Consider the following 18198-nt stretch of genomic DNA (forward strand, 5'->3'; position numbering starts at 1 on the left):
CGCCGGACGGGTTCGAACCCGTCCGGCGCCCGCACGATTCGGCGTCCGGCCCTTGCTCAGTCCTCCCGCCGGCCGCGCCGCATGCCCAGGATCAAGGTGGCGGCCAGCAACACCGCGATCACCGCGCTCACCGTGTCCCGCAGTGTGTGGTCCTCCGGACCGTCGATCAGGTTGCTCTGATTGGCCATGTCCGGGGTCGGCGTGGTGGCCGGGCCGGTGGCCTCGAGCAGGTTCGGCAGGTCCAGGCCGCCGAATGTGGTCACCGTACGGTTCGTCGCCACGGCTGCCAGGATCAGCGACGCGAGCCGCACCGGGTCGTTGCCCGCCATGGTCTTGGCGCCCGCGGCGAGCCAGTCGACCGCCGCGCCCGCCTCGGCCGGGTGTCCGGTCGCCGACAGCGCCTGGACGGCGGCCACCGTGGCGTCGAAGTCGGTCGGCTCACCGAGATGGTTGCCGCCGACCTTCAGCTTGGCGATCAACCATGCCGCGCCGCCCTGCGCGGCCGCCTGCCGGTTCGGCTCGGCGCCGGGGCAGACCAAAGGCGTGACCGCGATGGAGGGCGCCGGGACCGCCGGTTGGGTGCCGTAGCCGAGTGCGAGCACCGAGCGCGCGGTCAGCAGCGGGTCGATCGGCGCACCCGGGGCCGCCACGAACGCGCCTCGGTCCGGCTCCGGCACGGTGCAGCGCAGTTGGCTCGCCTTGAGTGCGTCGGTCGGCGTGCGACCCTGCGGGGATTTGAGCAGTTCCGGCGAGATGCCGGACGTGACGATCGCACTGATCGCGGCCGCCGTCGCGGTCGGGTCGCCGATCGCGTTCGGGCCCGGTACGGCCGCGAACGAGCCGTCCGCGAGCTGCTTGGACCGGAGCCAGTCGATCCCGCGGGCGACTCGCGTGTCGTAGGTAAGCAACGCGCGCAGCGCCTCGATCGCGGTCGCGGTGGCGACGGTGTCCTCACGATCGGCGTCGCACGGCGCGACGGGATCGGCGCGGTATGCAGTGAAACCGCCGTCCGCGCACTGCTGGCCGAGCAGCCACTCGATCGCGGTCGGGGCAGGCGTGCTGTCGGTCGAGGCCAACGCCAGGATCGCCAGCGACTGCCGGTACACCCCGTCGGCGCTCGGGTCGCTCTTGCCGTACAGCGCGGGCGGCACCGGGGCGGTCTGCGTCTTGCCGACCGCGACGGGTCCGCCGGCCGGCACGGAGGCGACCACGCGCGGCGCCGGGCTGCCCGTGGTCGCCCCGGGCGCACCGGGAGGCGGCGTCGGCGCGGCAGCGGCCACACCCCCCGTCCAGACCGAACACAACAGCGCCGTCGTGAGCACGGAGGCCGCCGCGGCGCGCCCGCGGCGTCGGGGGGAGGGCATGCATGGCCTTTCGCTGAACGCTGTGCGGATCGGACCGCGCTGTACGGATCGGACTGTGGGGGCGACTGTCGCAAGTCCTCGCCACCCTACCCGGGCGCCCCCGGGCCCCCCGGCGTCACAGGGCCGTATAGCGCACCGGGTCGCTGCCGGGCTCGGCCGTCGCCCGCCCGCGCTTGACCAGGTGGCGCAGGTGCGCGGCGGCCTCGCTGAGGGCCAGTTGCCGGTTCTGCGCGCCCAGTTGCGCCCACGGTCGGTTCCAGTCCATGCCCTCCGCGATCTCCCACAGGGTCGGCGATGCCGCGCGCAGTCGGGTGTGCAGCGCCGCGAGCCGCACCTCGTGCAACCGGGCCACCTCCGCGGCCCGGCCCGCCGCGTCCGCGAAGGCGTGCTCGTGCGCGGGCAGCACGCCGGTGATCGGCAGCCGTGCGACACGTGTCAGGGAGGCCAGGAAGTCGCCGAGCGGATCGGCCTCCTCGGCCTCGTCGTAGAGCCCGATGTGCGGCGTGATCGAGGGCAGCAGATGGTCGCCGGAGAGCAGCCGCCCGTCGCCGCCCTCCAGGTGCAGGCAGACATGGCCGGGCGTGTGTCCGGGCGTCCACACCGTGCGTACCGTGCGACCGGGCGCGGGCGCGAGCTCGCCGTGCACCAACTCGCGGTCGGGCACCGCGTAGTGCAGCCGCGGCCGACTGCCGGCCGCGGCGGTGCGCAGGCCGGTGAGTGCGTCCAGGGCGTCCTGCGGCGCGCCCGCGAGGGTGAGTACCTCCAGATGGTGCCGCAGCCACGCGGCGCGCGGCGCGTTGTTGATCTGCTCGACCTGCTCGGCGTCCGCCGCGTGCAGTGCGATCCACGCGCCGGAGACCTCGCGCACCTTCTCGGACAGCCCGTGATGGTCGGGGTGCGCGTGGGTGACCAGGACGCCGTGTACGTCCTCGATCGAGGTGCCGACCTCGACCAGGCCGTCCACCAGGGCTCGGTAGGAGACCGGGTCGTCCCAGCCCGAGTCGACCAGGACCGGTCCCGCGTCGGTCTCCAGCACGTAGACGAGGGTGCAACCGAGCGGATTGTTCGGGATCGGAACCGGGACCGTCCACACACCGTTGCCCAGATCGGCGACACGGGGAGCGGGCGGCGTGGGGCGGTCGGGTGCGGTGGTCACGGGCGGCCTCCTTCTCGACGGTTCTCGAAGTGGCGCCAGTCGAAAGCCGGATACCCGCCCGGCTTCGATGATCACCATAGAACACGTTCTCTCATACACCACCGCGCCGGTGACTTGAGGGGTCGTCAGATCGAGATCCGACACGTACGATCCTTACCTGTCAGCCGATGAGACTCCAGTCTCATTCGAGCCCCGAATGCGTTGTTCCCTCATCGGCAAACTGATATCTGTTCTAGTCAGAGTTCTGCTCATAGCCCCGCAAGCCCCTGTATCGCGCGGCGTGTGTGCACGCCCGCACCGAGGAGGACCGTGATGACGGATATCGTGGAGCACAGCCAACTGGTCATCGGCGGACAGCTGGTGGACCCGATTGGCAAGGACACGATCGAGGTCGTCTCGCCCCACACCGAAGAGGTCATCGCGCGCGTTCCGCACGCCTCGACCGCAGACGTGGACGCCGCGGTCGCCACCGCGCGCAAGGCGTTCGAAGAGGGCCCGTGGCCGCGGATGTCGTTGGACGAGCGGATCGCCATCCTGGAGAAGATCCGCGACGGCTTCATGACGCGTTCGCAGGAGATCGCCGAGGTGGTCGCCTCGCAGAACGGCTCGCCGGTCGGCTGGGGCCTGTTCGCGCAGGCCATCGGCGCCGGGATGATCTACGACACGGTGGCCAAGATCGCCCGCGATTACCAGTGGGAGGAGAAGCGGGCCGGTCTGCTCAACCCGCTGCTGATCCGCCGCGAGGCGGTCGGCGTGGTGGCCGCCGTGGTGCCGTGGAACGTCCCGCAGTTCGTCACCGCCGCCAAGCTGGCGCCGGCGATCGCGGCCGGCTGCACGATCGTGCTCAAGCCGTCCCCGGAGACCCCGCTCGACTCGTACATCCTGGCCGAGATCTGCCGCGAGGCCGGCCTGCCGGACGGCGTGCTGAGCATCGTCGCCGCAGACCGTGAGGTCAGCGAGTACCTGGTGGCCCACCCCGGCATCGACAAGGTCGCGTTCACCGGCTCGGTCGGCGCGGGCAAGCGCATCATGGAGGTCGCCGCGCGCAACCTCACCCGGGTCACCCTGGAGCTGGGCGGCAAGTCGGCGGCGATCATCCTGCCCGACGCCGACCTGGAGCACACCGCCACGACGCTGCTGCCCAACTCGTACATGAACAACGGCCAGGCGTGCGTCGCGCAGACCCGGATCCTGGCGCCGCGCAGCCGCTACGACGAGATCGCCGAGCGGTTCACCGCGTGGGTCGGCGAGCTCAAGGTCGGCGACCCGATGGCGGCCGACACCCAGGTCGGCCCGCTGGTGGCCAAGCGGCAGCAGCAGCGCTCGTTCGACTACATTCGGATCGGCCAGGAGGAGGGCGCCAAGCTGCTCGCCGGCGGCGGCCGTCCGGAGGCGCAGGACAAGGGCTGGTACGTCGAGCCCACTCTGTTCGGCGACGTGGACAACTCGATGCGGATCGCGCAGGAGGAGATCTTCGGCCCGGTCGTCGCGCTGATCCCCTACGACGACGAGGCACAGGCGATCGCGCTCGCCAACGACTCGGACTTCGGGCTGTCCGGCAGCGTGTGGACCACCGACACCGAGAAGGGCATCGACGTCGCGCGGAAGATCCGCACCGGGACCTACTCGGTGAACACGTTCGGCCTGGACTTCTTCGGCCCGTTCGGCGGCTTCAAGAACTCGGGCATCGGCCGCGAGTTCGGCATCGAGGGCCTGGGCGCGTACACCGAGGCCAAGTCGATCGCGTTGCCCGCGGGCTACGACGCGCAGATCTGACCGTCGCCGCCGGCCCGCTCCACGCGGGCCGGCGGTTTCAGGCCCTGCGAGGCCGAGCGAAGAAGAGGTGTTCTGATGGGTGATCGTTGGCGCGTCGAGGTCGACAGAGGCGTCTGTATCGGTTCGGGCATGTGCATCGGCAGCGCCCCGACCGATTTCAAGCTGGACGCGGGTCGGCAGTCGCACCCCAGGGCCGAGGAGATGGACGCCTCGGACGCGATCCTGGAGGCCGCCGAGAGTTGCCCGGTCGAGGCGATCTCGATCTTCGAGGTCGGGTCGGGCAAGACGGTGTTCCCGCCGGACTAGTTCCGCGACCGGAAACGTTCACCGGCTCTCGGTGTTCGGCCCAGCCCCTCACCGCACCGCCGAAAAGTTCGAGTACCCGGGTACGAGGACGTTCCGGCGGCACGCCGAGGTACCGCACCGAACACCGGGAACCCGAAAGCGTTCCGGCCCTGGCACGGCGGCTCGACGCCGGACCCGGGCGACGAGCGGCAGCGCGGCGCCGAGGCGGCTTCGACGCCGGGCCGGGCCCGTGTCGGTGACCGCGGTGCGGCGGGCGTGGTCTCAGTCCTCCGGGATCAGCCGGCAGACCGTTTCGATGTCGGTGCGGACCTGGGCGATGGAGGCTCGGCCGTTCAGCCACGCGATCAGCGACGAGTGCCACGTGTGGGTGATGACTCGGATCACCGCGAGGTCCTCGGCGGTCGGCTCGCCGGCCGGCTCGTCGCCGCTGATCGCCTCCAGGATCATCGTGGTGGTCTCCCGGCTGACCGTGTCCACCTCCGCGCCGACGGAGCGGTCCGCGAACTGCAGAGCGCGCATCATCGCCTCGGTCAGGTGCGGCTCGCGCTGCATGCCCTTGAACGCGCGCAGCAGCGTGTCCACCACCCGCTCGCGCGAGCCGGCACTCCGCGGAGGGCGTCGGCGCAGCTGGGTGTGCAACTGATCCAGCTGGTCGTACATGGTCGCCACGAGCAGATGCACCTTGGACGGGAAGTAGCGGTACAGCGTGCCCAGTGCGACCTCGGACAGCTCGGCGACCTCGCGCATCTGGACCGATTCGTAGCCGCCTCGGGCGGCCAGCTGGGTGGTCGCGCGCAGGATCCGCCGGCGGCGTGCCTCCTGCCGCTCGGTCAGCGGCGCCCGGTCGGCCTTCGTATACGTCGTCATGTCAGCCTCTCGGTGCGCGGCGGTTCGCCGGCCGGTGTGTTACGGGTCACGCGGTGCCCGTCGCAGTGGGTACCCGGCGGTATCTTGGCTGGTCTCCGACGAGCAGTTACTGAAACTTGTTCTAGATTACGCGACTACTATGCTCCGACGAGGGCAGCGATAGGGGGCCATTCGTGATACGGGAGACCGCAACCGCTGTGGATACCCAGCAGGACCCGGCGCGGACCTCCCCGGAGCGACCCCTGCGAATCGCCCTGTTGGCGTATCGCGGAGACCCGTACTGCGGCGGACAGGGAGTCTACGTCCGCCACCTGTCCCGCGAACTCACCCGGCTCGGCCACCATGTCGAGGTGATCTCCGGCCCGCCGTACGCGGTCGTGGACGAGGGCGTGAAGCTCACCACACTGCCCAGCCTGGACCTGTACCGCGACCCGGACCCGTTCCGGCTGCCCGGGCTGAAGGAGTACCGGGACTGGATCGACGTCCTGGAGGTCGGCGGCATGCTGACCGCGGGCTTCCCCGAGCCGCTCACCTTCTCGCTGCGCGCGTGGCGGCACCTGGCGGCCCGACGCGGCGAGTTCGACGTCGTGCACGACAACCAGACGCTGGGCTACGGCCAACTCGCGCTGCCCCGACTCGGGTTTCCTTTGGTGACCACGATCCACCACCCGATCACGGTCGACCGTGCGCTGGAGATCGGCGAGGCCACCACGTTGCGGCGCAAGGCCACGCTGCACCGCTGGTACGGGTTCACCACCATGCAGAAGCGGGTGTCCGCGCGGCTGAGCGACGTGCTCACCGTGTCCGGCTCGTCCAAGGCCGAGATCGTCGACCACCTCGGCGTCTCGCCGAGCCGGGTCACCGTGGTGCCGGTGGGCGCCGACACCGACCGGTTCGCGCCGGACGCCTCGGTACCGAAAGTGCCGGGCCGGATCGTCACCACCGCGAGCGCGGACGTGCCGCTCAAGGGCCTGATCCACCTGGTCGAGGCGCTCGCCAAGCTGCGCGCCGACCACGACCACGTCGAGCTCGTGGTGGTCGGCCGACCCAAGGGTGACGGGCCGGTGCTGCGCGCGATCGACCGGCTGGGCCTGACGTCGGCGATCCGCTTCGTGTCCGGACTCAGCGACGACGAACTGGTCGACCTGATCCGCAGCGCCGAGATCGCCTGCGTGCCCTCCCTCTACGAGGGCTTCTCGCTGCCCGCCGCCGAGGCGATGGCGTGCGGGACCGCACTCGTGGCGACCACGGGCGGGGCGATCCCGGAGGTCGCGGGCCCGGACGGGGAGACCTGTCTCGCGGTGCCACCGGGCGATCCGGAGGCCCTGCGTGCCGCGCTTACCCGACTGCTCGAAGAGCCCGAACTGCGCGCCCGACTGTCCGAGGCGGGCCGCGCCCGGGTGCTGGAGCGGTTCACCTGGCGCAACACCGCGGTCCGCACCGTGGAGCGCTATCGGGCCGCACTCGCGGCCGGTCCCACCGCGCCGACCACGGCCGGCGCCGGTAGACGCGGGCTCACCGAGCGCGCGAGCGACGTTCTACTCGGCCGCTCCCCGTTCGGCCGCCGGCTGCCGCCGCCCGCCTCGCACGGCGCCGGCGCCGGAAACCGCTGACCACAGCCCACCCTTGCCGGCCGCCCCCGCAACCGGTTCGCGCAATACGAGACGGAGTCGCCGACTTGCTCACCGTGGATTTCTCCCGCTTTCCCCTGGCCCCGGGGGATCGGGTCCTGGACATGGGTTGTGGCGGCGGCCGGCACGCCTTCGAGGCATACCGGCGCGGCGCCGACGTGGTCGCGCTCGACCAGAACGCGAAGGACATCGCCGAGGTGGACGCGATGTTCGCCTCGATGCTGGCCGCCGGTGAGGTCCCCGAGGGCGCGCGGGCCGAGGCGCTCGTCGGGGACGCGCTGGCACTGCCGTTCCCGGACGACAGCTTCGACCGGGTGATCATCTCCGAGGTGCTCGAACACATCCCGGACGACAAGGGTGTGCTCAATGAGCTCTTCCGGGTACTCAAGCCCGGCGGCCTGGCCGCGATGACCGTGCCGCGCTACGGGCCGGAGAAGATCTGCTGGGCGCTGTCGGACGCGTACCACGAGGTCGAGGGCGGCCACATCCGGATATACAAGGGCGACGAGTTCGAGGCCCGGATCCGCGAGTCCGGGCTCCAGCCGTACGGGACCCACCACACGCACGCGCTGCACTCGCCGTACTGGTGGATCAAGTGCGCGGTGGGCGTGGACAACGACAAGGCGCTCCCGGTCCGGGCCTGGCACAAGCTCCTGGTGTGGGACATCATGAAGCGCCCGCTGGCCACCCGTCTCGCGGAGAAGGCCCTGGACCCGCTGATCGGCAAGAGCCTGGTGGTCTACGCGACCAAGCCCCGGCCGCACGGCGACACCGCGGCGGGCTCCGAGGGCGACCTGGCCGGAGCGAACGCATGAGCCTCGCGGGCCGCCGGCGCGGCTCCGAACCCGCGCTCGAACTGCTGGCCCTCGAAGGCGTGTTGACGCTCGATCAGGTGGCCGCGACGATCGACGGGATCGCCGCCGTGCAGCGGCCGGACGGGTCGATCCCGTGGTTCGTCGGCGGACACCTGGACCCGTGGGACCACACCGAGGCGGCGATGGCGCTCGACGTGGCCGGCCGGCACGACGAGGCCGAGCGGGCGTATCGCTGGCTGGCGAGTCGGCAGGAGTCGGACGGCTCGTGGTACGCGGCCTACGTGGACGGCGTGGTCACGGACCGCAACAAGGAGGCCAACTTCACGGCCTACCTCGCGGTCGGCCTGTGGCACCACCATCTGCTCACCGGGGACGAGGAGTTCCTGGTCCGGATGTGGCCGAAGCTGCGCGCGGCGATGAGCTTCATCCTCGACCTCCAGGCGCCCGGCGGCGAGATCCGCTGGAAGCGCGACGAGCACGGCGTGCCGGTGCCGGACGCGCTGCTCACCGGGTCGGCGAGCATGTACCAGGCGCTGCGGTGCGCGCTGGCGATCGCCGAGCACCTCGGCGAGCCGCAGCCGGACTGGGAGTTGGCGGCGGGCCGGTTGGGCCATGCGGTGTTGTCGCACCCCGAGCGGTTCCTGGACAAGAACCGCTACTCGATGGACTGGTACTACCCGATCCTGGGCACCGCACTGCGCGGGCCTGCGGCGAACGAGCGGATCAAGGACGGCTGGGACACCTTCGTGGTGCCGGACCTGGGCGTGCGGTGCGTCTCCGACCGGCCTTGGGTTACCGGTGCGGAGAGCTGCGAACTGGCCATCGCGCTCTGGGCGTTGGGTGAGAGTGACCGGGCCGTGGAGATCGTCTCGTGGGTCCAGCGGCTGCGGCACGAGGACGGTCTGTACTGGACCGGGTACGTCTTCGAGGACGATGCGATCTGGCCGGTGGAGCGGACCGCGTGGACAGCGGGCGCGATGATCCTGGCCACCGCCGTGCTGGGCGGGGAGCCGGCTACGACGGCGGTGTTCGGCGGCGCGGCCTCGGCGTTCGAGGGCGATTTCCTGCCGGTCGGGCTGGATCCGGCGCAGGTGCGGTGTGGTTCGGAGCTGTGTGTGGACGGGGTCTGAGTCGGGGGTCCTCAATCGCCGGACGGGCTTGTCCTCAAGCGCCGGACGGGCTTGGGGGGGTGTCCTCAAGCGCCGGACGGGCTTGTCCTCAAGCGCCGGACGGGCTTGGGGGGGGTGTTCTCAAGCGCCGGATGGGCTGGGGGGTTGTCCTCAAGCGCCGGATGGGCTGGGGGGTGGTCTCAAGCGCCGGGCGGGTTGGGGGCCTGTTCTTGAGCGCCGGACGGGCTGGGGGAGTCGGTTGGGGTGTGGCGGGTAGGGCTGGGAGGGGCGACCGGGCTTGGCGGATGGGTCGGGGGTTCGGCCCGCGTACTCGGTTGTCGGTGCAGGTCGTGGCGGCAATAGGGTTCGCGTGGGGGCTGGGCGACTCGCGTGACGAGGGTGGGCATGGCGGCTGGGTTGGAGCCGGGGGATCGGATAGGTCCCTACACGGTGGTGGGATTGCTGGGCGCCGGCAGCCCAGGGTGGGTGTATCTCGCGCGGACCGGTGCCGGGCGGCCGATGGCCGTGCGGATGCTGTACGGCGAGCAGCGCGGCGTCAAGCGCGCGCAGAAGGTGCGCGGGCCCGGCGTGATCGAGGTGATCTCCGCCGGTGGCGCCACCCGCAGTCCGTGGCTGGCCTCGGTGTACGTGCCCGCGCCGTCGCTCGCCGACCTGGTGATCTCGTGCGGGCCGCTGCCGCCGGATGCGGTGCGGTGGCTCGCCGCCGGGATCGCCGAGGGGCTGGTGACGATTCATCAGGCCTCGCTCGTGCACGGTGATCTGCGACCCGCGCAGATCGTGGTGGCCTCGGACGGGCCGAGGGTGACCGGATTCGGGATCGAGGGCGCGGGCAGTGCGCCGGCCGCGCCCGCATACCTCGCGCCGGAGCAGGCCCGCGGCGAGGAGCCGGGGGCGGCGTCCGATGTCTACGCGCTCGGCGCGCTTTTGTGCTTCGCGGCGACCGGACGTCCACCGCACTCGGGTGCGGGCGAGGCGGCGATCCGACGCAGCGTGGCCGCAGGCGAGCCGGAACTGGTCGATGTGCCGGATGAGTTGCTGGAGCTGATCCGGTCCTGTCTGGCCCGGGAACCCCAGGACCGGCCGACGCCGCGTGCGCTGCTCGACGAGGTGGCCGCGGCTTCGGCGGATCGGCGTGGGGCGTACGGCGCCGCCTCCTGGCTGCCGGGGGCCGCATTGGAGCTGATCGACGCGTACCACCGGCGTGGGCGACTGGTCGGTGACCCGCCCACTGTGCCGCTCGCCGATCGGCTCGGCGATTCGGCGAAGGGCGGTTCCGCGCACGGCGGTTCGGTCGGCGACAAGGTCGGTCCGGTCAAGCCGGCCGGGCCGGTGAAGGCCGGGGCGGACCCGGTCGAGCCGGCGAAGCTCACGAAGGGCCCGGCCGAGTCGGCGAAGCTCGGGAAGGGCCCGGCCGATTCGGTCGGGACTGCCGCCGCCGCGGAACCGTCGGCCGCCGCCGAGACGATGCAGTTGGCCCGGATCGTCGAGGCGATGGTGCCGCGCATCGACGACAGCGACGATCGGCAGGACACGTACGATCTGCCCGTTCCGCCCGAGCCGCACGAGGGTGGTGGGGCCGGTTGGCTGCTGGTCGCCGCGCTCGTGGCGATCGCTTTGGTGGGCGGCCTGTTCGGGGGCGTCGCCTATGAGCGCGGGCGCGCGGACCGGGATCGGAGCAGGACAGGCACGACCGACACCCGTTCGTCCGGCTCGGCCGCCGACCCGATCGCGGCCTTCGTGGCGAGCGCACAGGTGGGCGGCTGCGTGGACTTCGCGAGCGACGGCACCCCGGGGTGGCGACCCGCCGCGTTCCGCATGTTGCCCTGTGAGGATCCGGCGGCGCGGCAGCGGGTGTTGGCGCGCACCTCGGCCGGGGGCGGTACGACGGACTGCATGAGCACCGACGGGCGCAGTCGCTGGCCGGCGACCCCGGGCGTGACAGCGCTGTGCCTGGAGCGGATCTTCCACCCGGGTGAGTGTGTGCCGGCGGAGATGCGCGACGGCCGGCAATGGGCCTTCCTGGCCTCACTGGTGCCGTGCCAGGGCCCGCTCCCGCGGGATCGTTCGGCCCGCCTGCGGATCGACGAGGTGCGCCCGCCGGCCGCCACGAACGCCACCAGCTGCCCGGGCAATTCCCCGGTCTACTACCCGCTGCCCTCGCGCAACCAGGAACTGTGCATGGCCCCGCTCCCGTAGCGCCGCCCACGCACCCGGAACCGCCACGACGGCTCGGCCGGGCCGGCGCACGTCGCCCGACCCGGCCGGCGCCGGTCAACCCGCGAGTTCGGCCAGCAGTTCGAGAGCTTCGTGGTTGCGGGTGGTGACGATCATGTCGGTGACGTGCGGGTCGGCGGCCCAGGCGGTGAAGCGCTCGCGGATGCGGGCGGCCGGGCCGACCAGGGCGATCTCGTCGACGAAGGCGCTCGGGACGGCGGCGATCGCCTCGTCCCGCTTGCCGGCCATGAACAACTCCTGGATCCGGTCCGCCTCGTCGGCGTAGCCGAACCGACGCATCAGGTCCGCGTGGAAGTTCTTGTTCTTCGCGCCCATCCCGCCGACGTAGAAGCCCATCGCCGCCTTGATCGGGTACATCGCCTGCTCGACGTCGTCGCCGAGGGCCACCTGGACCATCGGCGCGATCCGGAAGCCGGCCGGCTTGTCGCGCAGCGCGTCCGCGTACACGTCCGGCCGGGTCGGCGCCCAGTGCAGCGGCAACCATCCGTCCGCGATCTGCGTGGTCAGGTGTACGTTCTTGGGCCCCTCGGCGCCGAGGAAGATCGGCAGATCGGCGCGTAGCGGGTGGGTGATCGACTTGAGCGGCTTGCCGAGCCCGCTGCCGTCCTCGCCCGTGTACGGATGCCGGGCGTATCGGCCCTCGGCGACCACCGGTCCCTCGCGGCGCAGCACCTGACGGATCACGTCGACGTATTCGCGGGTGAAGGTCAGCGGGCTCTTCGGGAACGGGCGCCCGTACCAGCCCTCGACCACCTGCGGGCCGGAGAGCCCGAGGCCCAGGATCACCCGGCCCGCGGAGAGGTGATCCAGCGTCAGGGCGTGCATCGCGGTTGCGGTGGGCGTGCGTGCGGTCATCTGGGTCACCGCCGTGCCCAGCCTGATCCGCGAGGTGTGGGCGGCGATCCAGGTCAGCGGCGTGAAGGCGTCCGAACCCCAGGACTCGGCGGTCCACACCGCGTCGAACCCGAGCTGCTCGGCCTTTTGCGCCAGCTCGACGAAGCCGGCGGACGGGCCTCGGCCCCAGTACCCGAACGTCAGACCCAGCCTCATGGCGTTACCTCCACGGAGTAGCACGGCGAATCGCCCCCGCAGACTAGAACACGTTTTACTTTCTTGGGAGGTCGACTCCCCACGGGGCCGTCTCCGGTCCTTCGTCGGGCACTTCCCCCGGGCACGCGACAGGGCGCCGTCCGGTGTGGACGACGCCCTGTCGTGTTGCCGAGTCGCGGTGTCTCGGTACTACCGGTTCCTCGGGAGCACCGGTGTCACGAGCGCTGAATGCCGATCGTGTTCTGGAGCACGCCGCGCACGTTGTCGACCTCGACCAGCAGGCCGTTGGGGTGCTCGGCCACCGCCAGGTACCAGACGCCCGTGTTCAGGACGCCCTTCTCCTGGTTGGTGTGCTCGTCCAGCATCGGGCGCGAGTCCGGCACCGAGAACCAGAAGGGCTGGAACGGTGCGTGGGTGCCGCCGGGCGCACCGCCGGGGGCGGGCTGCTGCATGCCGCCGGGACCCTGCGGACCCTGCGGACCAGGGGCGCCGAAGCCGCCCTGCGGACCCTGCGGTGCCGGGCCGCCGAAGCCGCCCTGCTGCGGGGCGCCGCCGTACGACTGCGGACCCTGAGGACCCTGCGGGCCGCCGAAGGGCGCGCCGCCGTACTGCTGCTGACCCTGCGGGCCGCCGTACTGACCCTGCGGGCCCGCCGCGGGGCCGGCCGCGCCGAGCAGCGGCGCCTGGAGGGCAGGCATCACCGTGGTGGCGATCATCGTCACGACGAGGACGATGACAAGCAGGATGAGGAAGATGCCACCGATCCCCATCTCGATGCCGAGGTCACTGTCCGCCTGCGCAATCGACCACAGCGCGGAGATCGGCGCCAGGATCGTGAGCGGCAACGCCCACTGACGCGCGGTCAGACCGAGGATCGGCTTGTCCCGGAGCTGAGGGAGCAGGCCACCGAGGATGAACAGGGCGGCGGCGATGATCGGCGTGAGAACCACGACGAAGACGGTCGGCGCGAGGTGCGACGACCACGCGTTGACACCCTCGTCCGAACGCGTCGACTTGATGTAGTTGAAGAACGAGAAGATGAAGATGAGCACGGCGGCGACCCCGATGACCGCGTCGCCACGCGAAAGCTTTCTGACGTCCACTAATACTCCTCCCGAGGGGGATGGGCGCCGACAGCGTACGGGGGCGACCCAAGTCGTGCCACCGACGTCGCCCCCGCGCGTCCTCGGTGCATTGGTCCGGGGACACTGTGCCAGACGGGGGAACGATCTGTACCCCGACCCCACGCGACGCGCCGTATGGGGGTATTTTTTCGAAGATGTCTATTCGCCCCGCTGAATACCCGTCAGATCAGCCAACACGCCCTGTAGGCCGTCGATATCGATGACGATGCCGCCGTCTCGAACACCCACCGCGAGATACCACACACCGGGGTGCAGGGTGGCCACCGCGTCACCGGGGTGGTCCAGGGGGTGTAGCGGCCTCGGTTCGGGCACGGCCAGCCAGTATTGCTCGAAGGTGCCCGGGTCGCCGGATTCCGGTGCCGGGGTCCGCACATCCCGCGCCGCGGGGGCCGGCTCCCGATCGGGTGCGGCCGGCTCCGGGGCGTCGTCCTGCTTGAACAGCAGCACCGGCGGCTGGACCGCGGGCGGCTGCATCGGCGGCGTCTGCGGCGGGGGCGTGTTGCCCGACGGCCCGTAGGCCGGCGGCGCGACGGGCGGCGGGATCGGGAAGCCACCGGTGCCGGGCGGGCCGGGCGGGTACCCGCCGGGAGCACCCGGGAAGCCACCACCGGGGTAGCCCTGCCAGTTGTTCTCGCGCGGGCGCACCAGCGGGGCGTTCAGCCCGCCGATCCGGTCGACCGTCAACAGCAGCAGTGCCTGGAGCACGGCGAAGCCCGCCAACCCCCACGCGCCCCAGCCGTGTCCGGCATCCACGGTTGCCTGCGCATCGCCGTTGTCGCGGGCGTAGTTCTGGGCGAAGCGCGCCAACTTCTCGTAGCCGCCGTCCGCGCCGAACACGGCCCACACCGCGCTCCACGCCGCCGCGACGCCCAGTGCGACACCCCACTGGCGAAGGGCCAGCCCACAGAACTGGATCTCGGTCGGCTGCGGCGATCCGGGCCGGAAGGTGTACCGGCCGATCAGCAGCAGCACCAGCGAGATCGAGGACAGCAGCACGACGGCGGGCGCCAGCGGCGTGAAGTCGCCGATCCACGCCGAATAGTTCTTGCTTCCCTCGGTGATCTGTTTGCCCTTGGCGGTCACCGTGTACCAGGGGAGAAACGAGAAGACCAGAACTCCGATCGCCGCCGCCGCGACGATCAGATCACCTCGGGTGACGCCTTTGCGTGGCATCGTGCTCCTCCCTGACGGGCATTTTCGTACTGCTCGGAATTGCCGTGCGTCTGCTGGATCCGGCCCGGTGCCGATGCGGGCGACCGCACCGGCACCGGAGCCTGACGTACCGTCATTCTCCGCGCTGGATCCCGGAGACGTCGCTCAGGACCCCCCGAACGCCGTCCGCCTCGACCAGGACACCGCCCGGGTGCGGGGCGACCGCGAGGTACCACTGGCCGGTCTGCAGCGTGGCCACCGGCTCCTTGGACAGGCCCTCGGTGGGTGCCAGCGGCCGGGCCTGCGGGACGGCGAACCAGAACTGCGCGAACTCCTGTGTGGCCGGGGCCGGCGCGGCCGGCTGCCCACCGGCGACCGGTGCGACGCCGGAACCGGTGCCGGCAGCCGCGCCGGTGACGTCCGGCGGCGGCATGTGGGCCGGCACGCCGGCCATCGGCGCGCCGGTGCCCGTGCCCGGAACCGGGTAGGCGGGCGGCGGGTGGGCGCCGGTGGCGTTCGGCAGCGGGTAGCCGGTGTTCGGGTCGACCGGGGCCGGGTAGCCGCCGGTGCCGTTCGGCGGCGGGTAGCCCCAGGGCTGCTGCGGGACCGGGCTGAACAGCGGCGCGGCCAGGCTGGGGATGCGATCCCCGATGATCAAAAAGAGCGCCGCGATGAGCCCGGCCACCATCATCAGCCACGCGAAGACGGTGGGTCCGGCGTCGACCGAGCCCGAATCCTCGAAGATCTCGCCGATCACGCCGCCCACCCCGAACGGGGCGAAGAAGCCGCTGATCGCACCGGTGACACCGAACGCGATCGCCCACTGACGCGGGGCCAGACCGAGCACCTGCTTGTCCGGCTGAGCCACGAAGCGGCCGATCACCAGGAGCAGCGCGGCCAGCAGCGGCACCAGCACCACGGCCGGCATCAACGGGTAGAAGTTGACCGTCCAGGCGTTCCAGCCCTTGGTCTGGCTGTGCCCGCCGCTGAACGGGTTGTCGCTGTCGTCGCTGCTACTGCTGCTACCGCTGCTGCGGTCGAAGGCCGCGCTGACTTCGTAGTATTTGAAGAACGAGAAGATGAAGATCAGGACGATCGCGAGAATGACGATCGCATCGCCCCTCGTGATCCCTTTCCGGTTCAACGTTTCTCCTTAACAGGTACGGAGGGGACGTGACGTCGCCGGCGCGAGGCGCGCCGGACGACATGCGGTGCGTGGACGGCTCGCGCCGGGCCCGATCGTGCGGCTCACGGCGATCGGTGGCCCGACCCGGAACCGTCCGGTGGTGCATGGCGCGCGTGGACGCCGCGAACCGGGGACCGTCACCGGCGCGTGTGCGACGAGGACGGTCGGAAAGACCCTAGGGGACGGCCGACCCGCGGCTCACGCCCCCTTCAGGAGATAGGCCGTGATCCCCGTCGCGATCCCGGACGCGGCGCGTTCGCGCCAGTTCGGGTCGGTGAACTGCGCGGCGTCCGTGGCGTTGCGCATGTTGCCGCATTCGATGAACACCTTGGGTCGGGTGGACAGGTTCAACCCGCCGAGGTCGGTGCGGGTGACCAGACCGTCCTGGGTGCCGAGGTAGGTCGCGGGGCTCGTACCGGTGGCCGCCCGGAAGGCGGCGGCGAGTGTGCTGCCCAGGGTGCGCGAGGGGGCCAGGATCGGTGTGGTGTCGACGTTCCTGTCCTTGACCGAGGCGGGCAGGATGACGTGGAAGCCGCGCCCGCTCGCCGGTCCGCCGTCCGCGTGGATGGACACGATCGCGTCCGCCTTCGCCGCGTTGCCGCGCGCCGCCCGCTCGTCCACGCACGGACCCCACGCCTCGGTCTCCCAGGTGTAGAGCACCGTCGCGCCCTGGGCCTCCAGGAGGCGTTTGGCCCGCTGCGCCACGTCGAGGGTGAACTCGGCCTCGGTGTAGCCCTTGTCGGTCTCGGTGCCGGTGGTATCGCACTCCTTGGTCAGCCCGCCCGCGTACACCTGCTTGTTGATCTCGCGGGAGTGGCTCCCGTTGCCCGGATTGTGGCCCGGATCGATCATCACTACCCGATCGGACAGCGGAAGCCCGGTGGTCCCGGCGCGCGGCGCGGGCGGGCCGGCCGAGGTGACGGGCGCGGCGATCGTCGGCGCGGTGGACGGCTGTTGCCCGCTCGCTGGATCGCTCAGCGCCGGGGCCGGCGGGCCGCCGGCGGCCGCGGGGTCGAGCCCGGTGCCCGGCGCGGCGGTGGTCGGCAAGCTCGCCGACGCATGCGCGACGCCCGTGTGGCCGGCGTCGTGTCCGTCCGGCCAGGCCACCGCGATCGTGGTGATCCCGGTGGCGGCGAGCGCGAGCGCGAGCGCGGTCAGGGTGATCCGGCGGCGCCGGCGCAACCGGTCGCGCGCGGCCTCCAACCGGGCCTCGTGCGAGGCGGAGTGGCCGAAGAAGCCGGCTCCGGAGCGAAAGTCCGCATCGCCGGAATCGTCGGGACGGCCGCGGTCGTCGCGGCGGTCAGAGGTCAAGTTCACTCCTGGACGTGAGGCCGTAGTGCGACGCGACGGTGTTCCAGGTGTCGACGAACGACTTCTTCGCGCCGGACGCCTCGGCGCTGATCGTGGCGCCGTCGTCGTACAGCGACCGGGTGCCCGGACAGCCCGAGTCGGCGGCCGACTGCGCCCACGCGGCGAAGGCCCGGTCGGCGCGGGCCGAGGCGGTCCACGCGGTGCGCAACGTCGGTGCGGCGGATTGCAGTTCGGGGACGCCGTCGAAGCGCATCGTGTCCAACCGAGTGACCAGTTGATCCCGTTGCGCGGCGGCGTCGAGCAGTGCGGAACGGGACGCGGACAGCGCCGAACAGGAGCCGACGTTGTTCACCGCGTCGATCACCGACTGCCGGGACGAACCGCTGCGCGAGAGCAACGAGTCCAGCGCGGCGGCCTGGGCCCGGGCGTCCGGCGCGGCGGTGGTCGGCGGCGGGGTGGTCACCACCGAGCCCTGCGCCGGGGGCGTGGCCGGGGGCAGGCCCGACTGCCCGCCCGAGCCGGCGTCGGAGGGGGTGGGCGTGGACGGTCCGGCGCTGTCCGAACCCTGCGCGGTCGGTGTCTTCTTGTCGTCCTCCCACGGCCGCAGCGCGAACAGCGTGCCCAGCGCGGCGACGAACACCACGGCGACCACGATGAACAGCAGCGTTCGCTCGAACGAGGGGCCGGGCGGGGCCGGCGACAGCGGGCCGGGCGGCGGTGGGGTGGCGCCGCGATACCAGTCCGGCGCGGCGGGCACATCGCGCGCCGGGGGCATGCCGTAGCCGTGCACGGGCGTGTGCGCCGCGTCGGCGAAGGTGCCGCCCGGGGGCAGCGGCGAGGGGCCGCGCTCGTGCTGGAACCAGTCGGCGGGCGGCTCCGATTCGCCCGGCGGTACGGCCGGGCGGGGCATCGACGGCGGAGCGGGAACCGGCCACGCCGGCGGCGGCGGGCCGGCCGGCAGGCCGCGGGCGGCCGGGTTCTGGCACACCTATCCGCAGGAGTGCCGGATCGTGAGCACTCGGAGTCGCGCGATGTGACGATCGCACGAAACGATCCGACACAATGACGCCCCAT

15 protein-coding genes are annotated in these 18198 nt (G+C 71.8%); 6 read left to right on the forward strand and 9 right to left on the reverse strand.

Annotation, left to right across the window (positions count from 1 at the left end; genetic code table 11):
- Positions 1-56: 56 nt before the first annotated feature.
- Positions 57-1364 carry a prenyltransferase/squalene oxidase repeat-containing protein gene (locus tag ABZS54_RS35750; RefSeq protein ID WP_355545842.1) on the reverse strand — a complete coding sequence of 436 codons (1308 nt, stop codon included), beginning with the start codon at positions 1362-1364 and terminating at the stop codon, positions 57-59.
- 115 nt (positions 1365-1479) lie between these two features.
- Complete coding sequence (locus tag ABZS54_RS35755; RefSeq protein ID WP_355545844.1) at positions 1480-2520, reverse strand: MBL fold metallo-hydrolase; 1041 nt, start codon at positions 2518-2520, stop codon at positions 1480-1482.
- A gap of 312 nt (positions 2521-2832) precedes the next feature.
- Here ABZS54_RS35755 and ABZS54_RS35760 point away from each other — a divergent pair, with 312 nt between their 5' ends.
- Both ABZS54_RS35760 and ABZS54_RS35765 read left to right on the forward strand, forming a co-directional pair.
- Entirely contained in the window at positions 2833-4296 is a 1464-nt protein-coding gene (locus tag ABZS54_RS35760) for an aldehyde dehydrogenase (RefSeq protein ID WP_355545846.1), read from the forward strand.
- A 75-nt stretch (positions 4297-4371) separates the two neighbouring features.
- Positions 4372-4602, forward strand: a complete 231-nt coding sequence (locus tag ABZS54_RS35765) for a ferredoxin (protein WP_026219087.1) — start codon at positions 4372-4374, stop codon at positions 4600-4602.
- 261 nt (positions 4603-4863) lie between these two features.
- On the opposite strand, the gene ABZS54_RS35770 is transcribed toward ABZS54_RS35765, so the two are convergent.
- Positions 4864-5469: a TetR family transcriptional regulator gene (locus ABZS54_RS35770; RefSeq protein ID WP_355545848.1), complete on the reverse strand. Its 606-nt coding sequence runs from the start codon at positions 5467-5469 to the stop codon at positions 4864-4866.
- 197 nt (positions 5470-5666) lie between these two features.
- Here ABZS54_RS35770 and ABZS54_RS35775 point away from each other — a divergent pair, with 197 nt between their 5' ends.
- The 4 genes from ABZS54_RS35775 to ABZS54_RS35790 all read left to right on the forward strand — a co-directional run bounded on the left by ABZS54_RS35775 (position 5667) and on the right by ABZS54_RS35790 (position 11241).
- Positions 5667-7082: a glycosyltransferase family 4 protein gene (locus ABZS54_RS35775; protein ID WP_355545850.1), complete on the forward strand. Its 1416-nt coding sequence runs from the start codon at positions 5667-5669 to the stop codon at positions 7080-7082.
- A gap of 65 nt (positions 7083-7147) precedes the next feature.
- Positions 7148-7915 carry a class I SAM-dependent methyltransferase gene (locus tag ABZS54_RS35780; RefSeq protein ID WP_355545852.1) on the forward strand — a complete coding sequence of 256 codons (768 nt, stop codon included), beginning with the start codon at positions 7148-7150 and terminating at the stop codon, positions 7913-7915.
- The gene (locus tag ABZS54_RS35785) at positions 7912-9045 is read left to right on the forward strand and encodes a prenyltransferase (RefSeq protein WP_355545854.1); all 1134 of its coding nucleotides are present in this window, start codon (positions 7912-7914) and stop codon (positions 9043-9045) included. Before ABZS54_RS35780 ends, ABZS54_RS35785 begins: the two co-directional genes overlap by 4 nt.
- Before the next feature lie 384 nt (positions 9046-9429).
- Positions 9430-11241 carry a serine/threonine-protein kinase gene (locus ABZS54_RS35790; RefSeq protein ID WP_355545856.1) on the forward strand — a complete coding sequence of 604 codons (1812 nt, stop codon included), beginning with the start codon at positions 9430-9432 and terminating at the stop codon, positions 11239-11241.
- Between the two features lie 75 nt (positions 11242-11316).
- Here ABZS54_RS35790 and ABZS54_RS35795 read toward each other — a convergent pair whose 3' ends face one another.
- The 6 genes from ABZS54_RS35795 to ABZS54_RS35820 all read right to left on the reverse strand — a co-directional run bounded on the left by ABZS54_RS35795 (position 11317) and on the right by ABZS54_RS35820 (position 18034).
- Positions 11317-12330, reverse strand: a complete 1014-nt coding sequence (locus tag ABZS54_RS35795) for an LLM class F420-dependent oxidoreductase (protein WP_355545858.1) — start codon at positions 12328-12330, stop codon at positions 11317-11319.
- Positions 12331-12545: 215 nt separating this feature from the next.
- Positions 12546-13433 (reverse strand): hypothetical protein, encoded by an 888-nt coding sequence (locus ABZS54_RS35800; RefSeq protein ID WP_355545860.1) that lies wholly within the window; start codon positions 13431-13433, stop codon positions 12546-12548.
- 180 nt (positions 13434-13613) lie between these two features.
- Entirely contained in the window at positions 13614-14648 is a 1035-nt protein-coding gene (locus ABZS54_RS35805) for a hypothetical protein (protein ID WP_355545861.1), read from the reverse strand.
- 112 nt (positions 14649-14760) lie between these two features.
- The gene (locus ABZS54_RS35810) at positions 14761-15771 is read right to left on the reverse strand and encodes a hypothetical protein (protein WP_355545862.1); all 1011 of its coding nucleotides are present in this window, start codon (positions 15769-15771) and stop codon (positions 14761-14763) included.
- 240 nt (positions 15772-16011) lie between these two features.
- A complete protein-coding gene (locus ABZS54_RS35815; RefSeq protein ID WP_355545863.1) occupies positions 16012-17124 on the reverse strand; it encodes an N-acetylmuramoyl-L-alanine amidase in 1113 nt (370 codons plus the stop codon).
- On the reverse strand, positions 17114-18034 hold the full coding sequence (locus ABZS54_RS35820) for a hypothetical protein (RefSeq protein WP_355545865.1): 921 nt from the start codon (positions 18032-18034) through the stop codon (positions 17114-17116). The genes ABZS54_RS35815 and ABZS54_RS35820 overlap by 11 nt, the downstream gene beginning before the upstream one ends.
- Between the last annotated feature and the right edge of the window lie 164 nt (positions 18035-18198).

The sequence above is a fragment of the Embleya sp. NPDC005575 genome (genome assembly GCF_040605455.1).
Taxonomy (GTDB): Bacteria; Actinomycetota; Actinomycetes; order Streptomycetales; family Streptomycetaceae; genus Embleya.